The organism is Streptomyces sp. NPDC096205 (assembly GCF_044763135.1).
GTDB lineage: Bacteria > Actinomycetota > Actinomycetes > Streptomycetales > Streptomycetaceae > Streptomyces.
Genome location: NZ_JBIWFS010000003.1, coordinates 356,084 through 370,184, shown reverse-complemented (window position 1 = coordinate 370,184; position 14,101 = coordinate 356,084). Strand labels below are relative to the sequence as shown.

Genomic DNA, 14,101 nt, shown 5'->3' with positions numbered 1-14,101 from the left:
TCAGACCCCCTCTACGTCCGCGAACGACGCCTGGTAGGCGGCGAACTGGGCGCGTTCCTCGTCGACGAGCGCGTGCCCGTCCGCGTACACGTTCTCGAAGATGGCGAAGTGGTCCGGGTCCGGCATGGCACGGACCGCTTCACGCACTCGCCTGCCCAACGCCTCGGACTCGGCCTCCAGTTCCGCGAAGAATCCCTCGTCCGCGTGGTTTGCGGCCTCCAGATAGCGGCGAAGGCGCAGGATCGGGTCCTTGGCCTCCCAGGCCTGACGCTCCTCGTCACCGCGGTAGCGGGTGGGGTCGTCGGAGGTGGTGTGGGCGCCCATGCGGTAGGTGAAGGCCTCGACCAGGGTCGGGCCCTCGCCGCTGCGGGCGCGCTCCAGCGCCTGCTTGGTCACCGCGAGGCAGGCCAGGACGTCGTTGCCGTCGACCCGGACACCGGGGAAGCCGTAGCCCTGCGCGCGCTGGTAGAGCGGGACGCGGGTCTGCTTCTCGGTGGGCTCGGAGATCGCCCACTGGTTGTTCTGGCAGAAGAACACCACCGGCGCGTTGTAGACCGCGGCGAAGGTGAAGGACTCCGCGACGTCGCCCTGGCTGGAGGCGCCGTCGCCGAAGTAGGCGATGACCGCCGAGTCCGCGCCGTCCTTGGCGATGCCCATGGCGTAGCCGGTGGCGTGCAGCGTCTGCGAGCCGATGACGATCGTGTACAGGTGGAAGTTGTTGCTGTTGGGGTCCCAGCCGCCATTGTTCACGCCGCGGAACATGCCGAGCAGGTTGGTCGGGTCGACCCCGCGGCACCAGGCCACGCCGTGCTCGCGGTACGTCGGGAAGACGTAGTCGTCCTCACGGGTGGCACGGCCGGAGCCGATCTGGGCGGCCTCCTGGCCCAGCAGCGAGGCCCACAGGCCCAGCTCGCCCTGGCGCTGCAGGGAGGTGGCCTCGGCGTCGAAGCGCCGGGTGAGCACCATGTCGCGGTACAGGCCGCGGAGCTCCTCGGGGGTGATGCCGTCGACGTAGCCGTCGTACTCGGCGTTCTTGACGCGCTCGCCCTCGGGCGTCAGCAGCTGCACGAGCTCAGGGTCGGTGCCCTTCTTGGTGCTCGTGCGGGTGGTGCGCTTGGTGCCGGTGGTGCCGGCCTTGCTTGCGGCGCCGCCTCGCGGCTTGCGCGCGGCAGTGCTCTCCACGCTCACGTGTGCTCCTCCGTCGGTCCGGCTACCCGGGTTCGCCGGGTGCCAGTGCGGCTCGCCTGCTGGCCCAGGGGACGCACGGGGTGGGTGCGGCTCTTGGGGACAGGCGTGACAGGTGCCCCGGCGAGCGCCCTGCAAAATGCACGTTACCCAGTGCTCCACATTTCTGTGAAACCCTTCCTGACCTGCGATTTTGCTTGGATTTCCAAGTAAATCGCGAATGTCGGGAACAACTCCTGGTCACAGCCTTGCAGGGGGCCGGAGCTACGGCACGTTATCTCGGTGGGCCAGGTCACGGGAAGAGCCTCGCGACATTGAACCAACCGGTCAGTAATAAATGCGCGACGCGTTAATGCGCTTTCTTTTGCTTTGGCTTTGCTTTAACCGACGACGCCGCCGTCGTTGGCGCCGCCGATGTCCGCGCCGCCTTCAGTGGTGCCCCCGGCATCGGTGCCACCGTCGGTGGTGCCACCCGCGTCGGTGCCGCCATCAGTGGTGCCGCCGCCCGTCTCCGTGCCACCCGTGTCGGTGCCGCCCGTCTCGGTCGGCTGGGTGTCCGTCGGCTCCGTGTCCGTCGGCTCACCGCTCGGCGTGCCCGACGGCGTGGAGGACGGCGTCCAGGACGGGGTGGGCGTCGGCGAGTAGTCTCCCCAGCCGCCACCGCCACCGCCGGTGGTGCTGTCCTCCGGCGTGTCCTCCGTCTGCTCCTGCGTCGGCTCGTCGCTCGGCTCCTCGGAGGCGGTCTCCTCCTGGCTGGACCGCGTGACGGTCGGCGTGGGCGTCGGGCGGGGCTCCTCGCCCTTGTCGCCGTTGTTGTTCAGCGCAAGGGCGACACCCGCCGCGATCGCGATCACCGCGAAGACGGCGAGGATCAACAGCTTGCCGCGGCCGCTGCCCTTGTTGCCGTGCCCCTCGAAACCGCCGTCGTCGCCATGGCCGTACTGCGGCAGGATCGGCTGCGGGATCTGCGCGGTGCCCGCGCCGCCGTCCATCGAGTGCGGCAGCACGGTCGTACCGGCCATGCCCATCGCCGCGCCGTGACCGCCGTCGTGCACGGTCACCGGGCCGGTGTTCCAGGTGCCGGTGTGGCCGCCCTGGTCGTACAGCATCTGCAGGGCGTACTGCACCAGACCGCGCATCTCCTCGGCGGTCTGGAAGCGGTCGTCGGGGTCCTTGGCGAGCGCGCGCATCGCCAGGCCGTCCAGCTCCGGCGGCGAGGCGTCGGAGACCTCCGACGGCGGCACCGGGATGTCCTGGACGTGCTGGTAGACCACCGACAGCGGGGTCTCGCCGACGAACGGCGGGCGCAGCGCGAGGAGTTCGTAGAGCAGGCAGCCGGTCGCGTACAGGTCGGAGCGGTGGTCGACGGCCTTGCCGAGGGCCTGCTCCGGGGAGAGGTACTGCGGGGTGCCCATGACCATGCCGGTCTGCGTCATCGTTGTCGACGCGCCGTGCAGGGCGCGCGCGATGCCGAAGTCCATCACCTTCACGGCGCCGTTGTTGGTGATGATGACATTGGCGGGTTTGATGTCGCGGTGCACGATGCCGTGCTGGTGCGAGTAGGCCAGCGCCTCCAGCACGCCCGAGACGATGATCAGGGCCTGCTCGGGGCCCGGCGCCTCGGCGTTGAGCAACAGGTCGCGGATCGTGCGGCCTTCGACCAGCTCCATCACGATGTACGGCACCGACTGGCCGGCCATGTGGTCCTCGCCGGAGTCGTACACGGCGACGATGGCGTGGTGGTTGAGCCCGGCGACCGACTGGGCCTCGCGCGTGAAGCGGGCCTTGGAGACCGGGTCCTCGGCGAGGTCGGGGCGCAGCAGCTTGACGGCGACGGTGCGGCCCAGGCGCACGTCCTCGGCGGCGAACACCTCTGCCATGCCGCCCCGGCCGAGCCGGCGGGTCAGCCGGTACCGGCCGTCCCCGACAAGCCCTCCGTTGCCCCAGGACTCCGGCGCGTCCGACATGCCGCCGCCAGTCGCCTCGGGTTCGGACGGACCCTGAGCGCGCTGCTGCTGTGCCATCAGTCCTCGCCGTCGTTTCTGCCCGCGGTGCGCGCGGTGTTGTTACGGTCTCCGTCGGCCACGCTACAGCCTCCGTGCGATCCGCCGGTCCGAGATGGCGCCGCCACGGCCAGGAGCCGGACCGGCCATCAAACCGTGGTTTCAGACCGCGGCGCAAATCCTGTGTACCGCCCGTACGCCCGCTGTAACGCTTCCGCGACGCTTCTTTCGCGTACGGTCACGGAACGGGCACCGAGCTTGACGTGTCAGTGCCCTGGGGCAGACTTGGCCGGGAATAACTCTTTTCGATCACGCGGGAGCACAGCAGCCGCTGTTGCCGGCGCCTATGGGGGACGCAAGACGATGAGCCAGGACGGCGCACAGGACCGCTATTCGGCGCGCGCTCTCGCCGGCGGCCGCTACCAACTGCGTGACCTGCTCGGCCAGGGCGGCATGGCAGCCGTGCACCTCGCGTACGACAGTGTCCTCGACCGTCAGGTCGCGATCAAGACGCTGCACACCGAGCTGGGCCGCGAGGCAGCCTTCCGCGAGCGGTTCCGCCGCGAGGCGCAGGCCGTGGCCAAGCTCACCCACACCAACATCGTCTCCGTCTTCGACACCGGCGAGGACGACGTCGACGGCATGACGACGCCGTACATCGTCATGGAGTACATCGAGGGCCGCCCGCTCGGTTCGGTGCTCGACGAGGACGTACGGCAGTACGGCGCGATGCCCGCCGACAAGGCGCTGAAGATCACCGCGGACGTGCTCGCGGCGCTGGAGATCAGCCACGAGATGGGGCTGGTCCACCGGGACATCAAGCCGGGCAACGTGATGATGACCAAGCGCGGCGTGGTCAAGGTGATGGACTTCGGCATCGCGCGTGCCATGCAGTCCGGCGTCACCTCGATGACCCAGACCGGCATGGTCGTCGGCACCCCGCAGTACCTTTCGCCCGAACAGGCCCTGGGCCGGGGCGTGGACGCCCGCTCCGACCTGTACTCGGTCGGCATCATGCTGTTCCAACTGGTCACCGGGCGGCTGCCGTTCGAGGCGGACTCGCCGCTGGCCATCGCGTACGCGCACGTACAGGAGGAGCCGGTGGCGGCCTCCTCCGTCAACCGCTCGCTGCCGCCGGCCGTGGACGCGCTGATCGCCCGCGCGCTGAAGAAGAACCCGAACGAGCGTTTCCCGACGGCCGTCGCCATGCGCGACGAGTGCCTGCGGGTCGCGGCCTCCTTCCAGCCGGCCGCGCCGAACATCGTGGCCGGCGCGCCGACGGGCAGTGGCGCGGGCGTGGGCTCCGCGGTGTTCCCGCCCGTCGACCAGGCCGCCCCGGCGCCCACGGGCCCGGTGCAGACGCCGTACCAGCCGACGCCGCCGCCGAACCCGTACAGCACCCCGGCGCCCACGCCCGCGCCCTCCCCGGCGTACGGCTATCCGCACCAGGGCGGCTACCAGCAGCCGCACGCGACCTCCGGGTACGCCCCGCAGCCGGGCACCGCGACGCCGCCGCCGTACAACATCACCCCGCAGCAGGCGCCCGCGCCGGGCGGGGGCCGCAAGAGCAACCGGCCGGTGATCATCGGCTCGATCGTGGTCGCGGTCGTCGCCGTCGGCGGGCTGATCGCCGCGCTGACGCTGAGCGGCGGGGACAAGGGCGACGAGGGCAAGGGCGGCGACCCCAGCACCTCGGCCTCGTCCTCCGAGAAGCCGGGCTACCGGCCGCCGGACCACTCGCGCACGATCGAGACGACCGAGTGCACCGAGCCCACGGAGTCCTACAACGACCCGGACAAGGTCAAGCTCCCCGACTTCCGGTTCAAGGATCTCGACTCGGTCCGGGAATGCCTTGCGGCGGCGAACTGGTCCCTGTCGAAGAAGGACGTCGACAACAACACCTGGGGCGACGGCACGGTCCTGCAGCAGTTCCCGGCACCGGGCACGGACGTCGACCCGAAGGACCCGGGCGAGATCCAGCTGAACGTCTCGACGGGCAATCCGATCGAGTGACGTGAGGTGAGGTGACGCGACATCAAGCGTCCATCCTCGAAGGGCCCGGCCGCGCATCATGCGGCCGGGCCCTTGTCGTGAAGGCAGGTGCGGGTGCTGTCAGAGGTACGGACCGCCCGAGCGGCCGCCCGCGTGGTGCTCGTCGCCCTCGTGGCCGACACCCGGCGGCAGGGCGCGGCGCATCTGCTCCAACTGGGCCCGCGCCGCCATCTGCTGGGCGAACAGGGTGGTCTGGATGCCGTGGAAGAGGCCCTCCAGCCAGCCGACCAACTGGGCTTGGGCGATCCGCAGTTCCGCGTCGGTCGGAGTCGCGTCGTCGGTGAAGGGCAGGGACAGCCGCTCCAACTCCTCGACCAGCTCCGGGGCGAGGCCGTCCTCCAGCTCCTTGACCGAGCTGGCGTGGATCTCCTTGAGCCGGACCCGGCTCGCCTCGTCCAGAGGGGCCACCCGCACCTCTTCGAGCAGCTGCTTGATCATGCTGCCGATCCGCATGACCTTCGCAGGCTGTTCGACCTGCTCCGTCACCGGGATCTCGCGGGAGTCCTCGTCCCCATTGCCGCCACTGAGCGCCATGCCGTCCTGGCCCACGACCAGGATCTGAGGGTTCTCCGGCGACCGTTCGTTCCTCGGCATCTCCATGCCGCCATTCTCTCGCACCCGAAAAGCTCATCATCGTGGTGCCCCCGGCGGGGGGTGATCCACCGTTTCCGGGGCGGCGGATTCTGCCGGGAGCCGTTCAGCGGACTGGCGGAGTCCGGAATGCCGGGAATGCGGGGTGGTGTGAGGGTGGGGGTGTGAGTCGTTGGATGTGGGTGACGCGGGGGCGGGTCGCCGTGCCCGTCGCGCTGCTGGCGGGGGTGGTGGTTCCGGCGGTCGCGGTGGTTCCGGCGGTCGCGGTGGTTCCTGCTGCTGCGGTGGTTCCGGCCGCCGCCGTAGTTCCGGCCGCCGCCGTGGTTCCGGCCGCCGCCGTGGTTCCGGCCGCCGCGGTGGTTCCTGCTGCTGCGGCTTCCTTTGGTGCCGCTGCGGAGGGGTCGGTGGTGGCTGTGCGCTCTCCCGTCGCCGGCGCGTCGGGGGCGCCTGCTCCGCATGGGTCGCCCCATGCCAGGGGCCGCCTCGAGGGCCCCTCTTCCCATTCCCTCTCGCCCACGCCCTCCGACGAAGGCTCGGGCCGTGCCCATGGGCCCGGTGCCGCGCGGCCCGTCTCTCCCCCGGAGTCCGCCAAGCCCTCCGCCAGGCATTCGGCCGACCCGTCCGCCGAGCCCTCCCCCGAGCCGTCCCGGGCCGGGAGCCGGGCCGGGGAGGGGCGGGAGCGGCCCGGAAGGCGCCCGGAGGTGACGGCACGCGAGCCGGACGACGAGGACGAGGGCGGACAGCCCACCGAGGGTGCCGAGACCGCCGGGACCGCCGGGCGCGGGGAAGCCTCGGCGGACAGCGAAGAGGCCGACCCCGAGGACCCGGTCGGCACCCCTGAGGACCCCGGGAGCGGACGCCGGGAAGAAGGACTCCCCGACGCCGACCCGGTCTCCCCCTCCGCCCCTCAGAACGCCTCGCCGCGGCCCGTCGCGCCGCAGGCCGGCACGCCCGCCGAGCCGATGCTGCACGTCCTGCCCCTCGGCAGCGGCATGGTGCTCATCGGCCTCGGTCTGGCCCTCGCCTTCGTCGGCCTGCGACTGAGACGGGGTTAGACGCCGTACCACCCGGCTACGGCGTGACCAGCAGCACCTTGCCCACGTGGCCGCTCTCCTCCACCCGGCGATGCCCGGCGGCCGCGTCGCTCAGGGGCACCTCGCTGTCGACGACCGGCCGGACATGACCGGCGTCCAGCAGGGGCCAGACATGCTCGCGTACGGCGGCGACGACGGTGGCCTTCTCCTCCAGCGGCCGGGCGCGCAGCGAGGTCGCGGTGACGGCGGCGCGCTTGCGCATCAGGGCGCCGATGTTGAGCTCGCCCTTGACTCCGCCCTGCATGCCGATGATCGCCAGACGGCCGCTGAGGGCGAGGGCCTGGATGTTGCGGTCCAGGTACTTGGCGCCCATGTTGTCCAGGATGACGTCCGCGCCGGCGCCGTCGGTGGCCTTGTGGACCTCGGCGACGAAGTCCTGCTCGCGGTAGTTGACCAGGATGTCCGCGCCCAGTTCCGCGCAGCGCTCCAGTTTCTCCGCGCTGCCCGCCGTGACGGCGACCTTGGCGCCGACGGCCTTGGCGAGCTGGATGGCCATGGTGCCGATGCCGCTGGAGCCGCCGTGCACCAGCAGGGTCTCGCCGGGGCGCAGGTGGGAGATCATGAAGACGTTCGACCAGACCGTGCAGACCACCTCGGGCAGCGCGGCCGCCCGGGTGAGGGTGACGCCCTTGGGCACGGGAAGCAGCTGGCCCGCCGGGACGGCGACCTTCTCGGCGTAGCCGCCGCCCGCGAGCAGCGCGCACACCTCGTCGCCGACGCTCCAGCCGGACACGCCGGGGCCGAGCGCGGCGATCCGCCCGGAGCACTCCAGGCCGGGGTAGGCGGAGGTGCCCGGCGGCGGGTCGTAGAAGCCCTGCCGCTGCAGGATGTCGGCCCGGTTGACGGCGGTGGCCGCCACCTCGACCAGCACCTCGCCCGGACCGGGCACCGGGTCGGGGACCTCGTCCCACACCAGCGCCTCGGGCCCACCAGGTTCGGGAATCGTGATCGCATACATGAAACGGACGCTACCGCGCGCGGGCCGGGCCCTTTCGAAATCCCCGTGCGGAACCGATGAATTCGCGCGACGGTGGAGGTCTTCCCCTGCGTAATCCCCGTACGCGGAAGGACACCCCATGAGCCAGCAGACCTCCGGCCTGGCCATCGAGACCGCGGGCCTGGTGAAGACGTTCGGTGCGACCAGGGCGGTCGACGGAGTCGACCTCGCGGTGCCGACGGGCACGGTCTACGGCGTCCTCGGCCCGAACGGCGCGGGCAAGACGACGACCGTGAAGATGCTCGCCACCCTGCTCAGGCCCGACGGCGGACAGGCCCATGTCTTCGGCCACGACGTGGTGCGCGAGGCCGACGAGGTGCGCGGCCGGGTGAGTCTGACCGGGCAGTACGCGTCGGTGGACGAGGACCTGACCGGCACCGAGAACCTGATGCTGCTCGGCCGGCTCCTCGGCCACGGCAAGAAGGCCGCCCGTGAGCGTGCCGCGCAGTTGCTGGCCGCGTTCGGGCTGTCGGAGGCCGCCGGAAAGCAGGTCAAGCACTACTCGGGCGGGATGCGGCGCCGGATCGACATCGCCGCCTCCATCCTCAACACCCCTGATCTGCTCTTCCTCGACGAGCCCACCACCGGTCTCGACCCGCGCAGCCGCAACCAGGTGTGGGACATCGTGCGCGCGGTGGTCGCGCAGGGCACCACCGTGCTGCTGACCACGCAGTACCTCGACGAGGCCGACCAGCTCGCGTCCCGGATCGCCGTCATCGACCACGGCAAGGTGATCGCGGAGGGCACCAAGGGCGAGCTGAAGGCGTCCGTCGGCGCAGGTTCGGTGCATCTGCGGCTGCGCGATCCGGCGCAGCGGCCGGAGGCCGAGCGGGTGCTGCGGCTGACCCTGGACGCGGACGTGCAGCTGGAGCCCGACCCGGTGGCGCTGACGGCCCGGGTCGGCGCGGGCGCGGCGAACGGGCGGGGCGCGGCCGAGCAGGCGGCCCGCGCGCTCGCGGAGCTGGCCCGCGGCGGCATCACCGTCGACAACTTCTCGCTGGGCCAGCCCAGCCTGGACGAGGTGTTCCTCGCCCTGACCGGACACGACACACAGACACGGCAGACCGGGCACGACACACAGGCACGGCAGACCGGGGACGACACACAGGAACAGGCACGACAGACCGAAGGTGAGGCGGCCGTATGAGCACCGCGACCGAGACGAAGGACCTCGCTCCCGTCAGCGCCGAGTCGCTCGCCGCGCTGCTGGTGGCCGGAGAGCGACCCGCGCGGCCCAGCGCCTGGTCGGCGTCGCTGACCTTCGGCTGGCGGGCGGTGCTGAAGATCAAGCATGTGCCGGAGCAGCTCTTCGACGTCACCGCGTTCCCGATCATGATGGTGCTGATGTACACGTACCTGTTCGGCGGGGCGCTGGCCGGGTCGCCGAAGGAGTACATCCAGTTCCTGCTGCCGGGCATCCTGGTGATGTCGGTCGTGATGATCACGATGTACACCGGCGTCTCGGTGAACACCGACATCGAGAAGGGCGTCTTCGACCGCTTCCGGTCCCTGCCGATCTGGCGGCCGTCGACGATGGTGGGCTATCTCCTGGGCGACGCCCTGCGCTACACGATCGCGTCCGTCGTGATGCTCACGGTCGGGATGATCCTCGGCTACCGGCCGGACGGCGGGGTGGCCGGCGTGGTCGCGGGGATCGCGCTGCTGATCGTCTTCTCTTTCGCCTTCTCCTGGATCTGGACGATGTTCGGGCTCATGCTGCGCACGGAGAAGTCGGTGATGGGCGTCAGCATGATGGTGATCTTCCCGCTCACCTTCCTGTCCAACGTCTTCGTCGACCCGCGCACCATGCCCGGCTGGCTCCAGGCGTTCGTGAACAACAGCCCCGTCACCCATCTCGCCTCGGCGGTGCGCGGCCTGATGGCCGGTGACTGGCCGGCCGCCGAGATCGGCTGGTCCCTCGGCTGGGCCGGCCTGTTCGTGCTGGTCTTCGGGCCGGTCACGATGCGGCTGTACAACCGCAAGTGACACCGCACCTCACCGGGGCGGCGTCTGCCCGTTCCCGCCGTTCCCGCGCACGATCGCCACGACCCGGTCCGTCGGTTCCAGCACGCCGATGGCCGGATCGTCGTACGCCAGCACCCGGTGCCCGCGTACGACGGTGACGACCAGGTCGGCGAGGTCGCGCGGGCGGTGTCCCGTCTCCGCCTTGGTGACCGGCCGCTCCACCATGTCGAGGCCGCTGCCCTGCCGCATCAGGTTCTCCATGACCAGGCCGGCGGCCGGGGTGAGGACGGACAGCCCCAGCAGCCGCCCGGCCGCGCTCGCGCCGGTGACGACCTCGTCCGCACCGGACTGCCGCAGCAGCGGGGCGTTCTCCTCCTCCCGCACCGCCGCCACGATCGTGGCGGTGGGGTTGAGCTGGCGGGCGGTCAGCACGACCAGGACGGCCGTGTCGTCACGCTGGGTCGCGACGATGATCTTCCCCGCCCGCTGGACCTCGGCCTGCCGCAGCACATCGCTGCGCGTGGCGTCCCCGGAGACCGTCTCGAAGCCCTCCGCGGCCGCGGAGGCCATCGCCTTGGCGCTGGGGTCGATCACCACGACCCGCTCCTTCTTCAGCCCCGCGGCGCACACGGTCCGCAGGGCTGCCCGGCCCTTCGTACCGAATCCGATGACGACGGTGTGGTCACGCACGGGGCCTCCAGCACTACAGGCGATTCCGGGTTCCATGGAGCGGACGTACAGCACCATGGTGCGTGATCTCCCCGACGACCACGGCGCCCACGACTTACGATCACGACGTGGGACAGGCGATGAGGCAGGACGAGAAATCCGCGGCCGGGACCGCGAAGCCCTCCGTGCTGCGGTACCTGCGGTACCGCTCGCACCGTGAGGCGCGCGACGACGCCGAGGCGGGCCGGTCCATCACGATGCCCACGGGCACCGTCCTGCACCCGCTCCAGCAGGTGATGCGGCGCCTGACCATGGCGCTCGGGGTGCTGGTCCTCACCACGCTGATCGTCTACGCCGACCACTCCGGCTACAACGACAACTCCGACGGCTCCGTCGACTTCCTCGACGCCGCCTACTACGCCACCGTCACGCTCTCCACCACCGGCTACGGCGACATCACCCCCGCCAGCGACGCCGCCCGGCTGGTGAACATCCTCCTCGTCACGCCGCTGCGGGTGATGTTCCTGATCATCCTGGTCGGCACCACCCTGGAGGCCCTCACCGAACGCACCCGGCAGCAGGTCCGTGTGCACCGCTGGCGCAGCCGCACCCGCGACCACATCGTGGTCGTCGGCTACGGCACCAAGGGCTACCACGCCGTACGGACGCTCATCGGGCAGGGCGTCACCAAGGACCGGATCGTGGTGGTGGACGCCCAGCGCAAGGCGGCGACCTCGGCCGGGGACGACGGTCTGGTGGCGGTCATCGGGGACGCCACCCGCTCCGAGACGCTGCTGAAGGCCGAGGTGGCCACCGCGTCCCGGGTGATCGTCGCCCCGCAGCGCGACGACACGGCCGCCCTGGTCACCCTCACCGTCCGGCAGTTGAACCGGCACGCCACCATCGTCGTGGCCGCCCGGGAGGACGAGAACGTGCCCCTGCTGCGGCAGAGCGGCGCGGACACCGTCGTCACCAGCTCCAGCTCCGCCGGCCGCCTGCTCGGTGTCTCCATGGTCAGCCCGGTCGTGGCCCGGACCCTGGAGGACATCATGACCCTGGGCGCCGGACTCGACCTGGTGGAACGCCCGGTGACGGAGGCCGAGGCGGGCAAGGACCCCCGCAAGTGCGCCGACCTGGTCATGGCCGTCGTACGCGACCGGAAGGTCCTGGACTACGCCGACGAACGGATCGGCACGCTACGGCCGGGTGACCGCGTCGTCACGGTGCAGCGGGCGATCGAGGAGCCGGAGGAGTAGGCGGCCCCCGCCACCCGCCGGCCGGTGATGTTTCACGTGAAACAGACGCCGACCCCGGCCGTCGCCCACGGCAGATCGAGCAGTTCCGCCTCCTGCCCCTTGCGCGCACCACCGGGCGGTACGACGGCCAGGGCGTCGGCCGCCGCGATACCGCGCAGCATCGCCGGGCCGTTGTAGTGCAGCGGCACGGCATGGTCGGCGCGCAGGGTGACCGGGACGAGCCGGGTGTCCTCGGGATGGCCGTGCACGGCGTCCCGCAGCGGCAGCGCGTACGGCTCCGGGGCCGGGCGGGCGGCCAGCGCGCGCAGCAGCGGTTCGGCGAGGGTGAGCAGCCCGGAGACGGCCGCCAGGGGGTTGCCGGGCAGGCCGACGAGGTGCTGGTCGTCCTTGGTGCGGGCCAGCAGCATGGGGTGGCCGGGGCGCACCTGTACGCCGTTCACCAGCAGCTCCGCGCCGAGGCGGCGCAGGGTGGGGTGGACGTGGTCGACGGGGCCCGCCGCGGTGCCGCCGGTGGTGACGACGAGGTCGGCGTCGCTGTCGGCGACGGCCTTGTACAGGGCTTCGGCGTCGTCGCCGAGGCGGCGTACGGCGACGACCTCGGCGCCCAGGGCGCGCAGCCAGGGCGGCAGCATCGGGCCGAGCGCGTCGCGGATGAGGCCGTCGTGCGGGAGTCCCTCGGTGAGCAGCTCGTCACCGAGGACCAGGACCTCCGCGCGGGGGCGGGGGACGGCGGTGAGGGTGTCGTACCCGGCGGCCGCGGCGAGCCCGAGCACGGCGGGGGTCACCAGCGTTCCCACGGGCAGGAGTTGGTCGCCGTTGCGGCACTCCTGGCCGCGCGGGCGGATGTCCTGGCCGTGGGCGACCTCGCGGATCGGGTGCAGTCGGCCCTTGTCGTCGGTGCGGCCGTGTTCGCTGCGCAGTACGGCGGTGGTGTCCGGGGGGATACGGGCGCCGGTGGCGATACGGACGGCCTCGCCGTCGTCGAGGCGGACGGGCTCGGCGTGTCCGGCCAGCACGCCCTCGTCCCGCACGCTCCACGGGCCGGGCCCGGCGACCGCCCAGCCGTCCATGGCGGAGGTGTCGAAGGAGGGCAGGTCCGTGAGCGCGGTGAGCGGCTCGGCCAGGACCAGGCCCAGCGCGGCGTCCAGGGACACCGACTCGGGCGCGCGGCGCGGGACCCGGCGGGCGGCACGGGCGGCGATCGCGCGGGCCTCGGGCCAGGGGGTGCCCCGGTGCCGACCGCCGTGCGTGTGCGGGTCGGCCGCGGCAGAAGGCTGCGGTACGGAGGGGTCGGTGCCGGGGGTGTTCACCAGGGCGAGGGCCTCCTCGACGTCGAGGTCGTCGGCGTCCTGGCCGAGGCCGGGGGCGGTCATCCCGCGTCCGGTCGGGTGTCGGGCGTGGCGTCGGGTGCCACGTCGGGCTTGCCGTCGGCCGAGTCCTCCCGCGCCCAGAGCTGCGCCAGGGCAGCGGCCTTGCGCGCGGCCTCGGCCACCGCCTCGGGTCCGCCTCCGGCGTGGGCGGCGGCGTAGCCGACGAGGAAGGTGGTCAGGGGCGCGGCCGGCCGGGCGACCCCGTGCGCGGCGTCCCGGGCCAGGTCGAGCAGTGTGCCGGTGTCGACGTCCAGGTCGATGCCCAGTTCGTCCTTGACTGCGGAGATCCATTCATCCAACACGTGCTCATGCTCCCTGATGCGGGCCCTGGCGGTGGCGATGTCGTCCCAGGTGTCGCAGTCGAAGGCCGCGACGGGGTCGGTGAGGCGGGTCAGACCGAGTCCGGCGGTCAGCCGCCGCAGCGGCAGGCCGGTCAGCGCGCCGTGCTCGGCGGTGAGCTGCGCCAGACCGCGCCGCAGGGCGGCGGTCCGATAGGCCGCGACGAGCGGCTGGTCGCGTCCGTCGGCGTCGGCGAGCAGCACGCCGTCGCTGTCACCCTTGCGCAGGGCGGTCAGCAGCCGGTGGACGGTGCCCTCGTCCAGGAACGGCAGGTCGGCGGAGAGCACGACGACACGGGGCGCGTCGGTGTGACGCAGCCCGGCGTCCAGCGCGGCGAGCGGTCCGCCGCCGGACGGCTCCTCGCGGGCCCAGCGCACGGGCCGGGCCGTGGGTCGCGGGTCGGCGACGACCACGGTGGTGCGGGCCCCGGCGCAGGCGCCCAGCACCCGGTCGAGCAGGGCTCTTCCACCCACCCGCACCCCAGGTTTGTCGGCCCCGCCGAGCCGCCGCGCACCGCCACCGGCGAGCACGACGGCGTCGTACCCGGTGTCGGCGGTCTCGGTGGCCCCGCCGACGGATT

The 14,101-nt window shown here is 72.0% G+C and carries 12 protein-coding genes; 5 read left to right on the top strand and 7 right to left on the bottom strand.

Translation table 11 applies throughout. The features are described 5' to 3' along the window. Together pdhA and ACIQ6Y_RS13985 are read right to left on the bottom strand one after the other, a co-directional pair. Positions 1-1,188: a pyruvate dehydrogenase (acetyl-transferring) E1 component subunit alpha gene (gene pdhA, locus ACIQ6Y_RS13990; RefSeq protein WP_404037177.1), complete on the bottom strand. Its 1,188-nt coding sequence runs from the start codon at positions 1,186-1,188 to the stop codon at positions 1-3. Between the two features lie 377 nt (positions 1,189-1,565). After that, positions 1,566-3,209: a protein kinase gene (locus tag ACIQ6Y_RS13985; protein WP_404037174.1), complete on the bottom strand. Its 1,644-nt coding sequence runs from the start codon at positions 3,207-3,209 to the stop codon at positions 1,566-1,568. A gap of 342 nt (positions 3,210-3,551) precedes the next feature. Between ACIQ6Y_RS13985 and ACIQ6Y_RS13980 the strand changes: the two genes are divergently transcribed. Further along, on the top strand, positions 3,552-5,201 hold the full coding sequence (locus ACIQ6Y_RS13980; RefSeq protein WP_404037171.1) for a protein kinase: 1,650 nt from the start codon (positions 3,552-3,554) through the stop codon (positions 5,199-5,201). Positions 5,202-5,300: 99 nt separating this feature from the next. Here ACIQ6Y_RS13980 and ACIQ6Y_RS13975 read toward each other — a convergent pair whose 3' ends face one another. Further along, on the bottom strand, positions 5,301-5,840 hold the full coding sequence (locus ACIQ6Y_RS13975) for a bacterial proteasome activator family protein (protein WP_404037168.1): 540 nt from the start codon (positions 5,838-5,840) through the stop codon (positions 5,301-5,303). Positions 5,841-6,532: 692 nt separating this feature from the next. Between ACIQ6Y_RS13975 and ACIQ6Y_RS13970 the strand changes: the two genes are divergently transcribed. After that, the gene (locus ACIQ6Y_RS13970; RefSeq protein ID WP_404037164.1) at positions 6,533-6,886 is read left to right on the top strand and encodes a hypothetical protein; all 354 of its coding nucleotides are present in this window, start codon (positions 6,533-6,535) and stop codon (positions 6,884-6,886) included. Positions 6,887-6,902: 16 nt separating this feature from the next. On the opposite strand, the gene ACIQ6Y_RS13965 is transcribed toward ACIQ6Y_RS13970, so the two are convergent. Beyond that, entirely contained in the window at positions 6,903-7,883 is a 981-nt protein-coding gene (locus ACIQ6Y_RS13965) for an NAD(P)H-quinone oxidoreductase (protein WP_404037161.1), read from the bottom strand. A 118-nt stretch (positions 7,884-8,001) separates the two neighbouring features. Between ACIQ6Y_RS13965 and ACIQ6Y_RS13960 the strand changes: the two genes are divergently transcribed. Continuing rightward, positions 8,002-9,069: an ATP-binding cassette domain-containing protein gene (locus tag ACIQ6Y_RS13960; RefSeq protein WP_404037158.1), complete on the top strand. Its 1,068-nt coding sequence runs from the start codon at positions 8,002-8,004 to the stop codon at positions 9,067-9,069. Continuing rightward, complete coding sequence (locus ACIQ6Y_RS13955; RefSeq protein ID WP_404037156.1) at positions 9,066-9,908, top strand: ABC transporter permease; 843 nt, start codon at positions 9,066-9,068, stop codon at positions 9,906-9,908. Before ACIQ6Y_RS13960 ends, ACIQ6Y_RS13955 begins: the two co-directional genes overlap by 4 nt. 9 nt (positions 9,909-9,917) lie before the next feature. Here the strand turns inward: ACIQ6Y_RS13955 and ACIQ6Y_RS13950 are convergent, their stop codons facing one another. After that, positions 9,918-10,577 (bottom strand): potassium channel family protein, encoded by a 660-nt coding sequence (locus ACIQ6Y_RS13950; protein ID WP_404037153.1) that lies wholly within the window; start codon positions 10,575-10,577, stop codon positions 9,918-9,920. A gap of 119 nt (positions 10,578-10,696) precedes the next feature. On the opposite strand from ACIQ6Y_RS13950, the gene ACIQ6Y_RS13945 reads away from it, so the two are divergent. Continuing rightward, positions 10,697-11,812 (top strand): potassium channel family protein, encoded by a 1,116-nt coding sequence (locus ACIQ6Y_RS13945; RefSeq protein WP_404038339.1) that lies wholly within the window; start codon positions 10,697-10,699, stop codon positions 11,810-11,812. Positions 11,813-11,844: 32 nt separating this feature from the next. Here the strand turns inward: ACIQ6Y_RS13945 and ACIQ6Y_RS13940 are convergent, their stop codons facing one another. Further along, positions 11,845-13,185: a molybdopterin molybdotransferase MoeA gene (locus ACIQ6Y_RS13940; RefSeq protein WP_404037150.1), complete on the bottom strand. Its 1,341-nt coding sequence runs from the start codon at positions 13,183-13,185 to the stop codon at positions 11,845-11,847. Next, positions 13,182-14,051, bottom strand: a complete 870-nt coding sequence (locus ACIQ6Y_RS13935; RefSeq protein WP_404038336.1) for an NTP transferase domain-containing protein — start codon at positions 14,049-14,051, stop codon at positions 13,182-13,184. The genes ACIQ6Y_RS13940 and ACIQ6Y_RS13935 overlap by 4 nt, the downstream gene beginning before the upstream one ends. Positions 14,052-14,101: the final 50 nt, after the last annotated feature.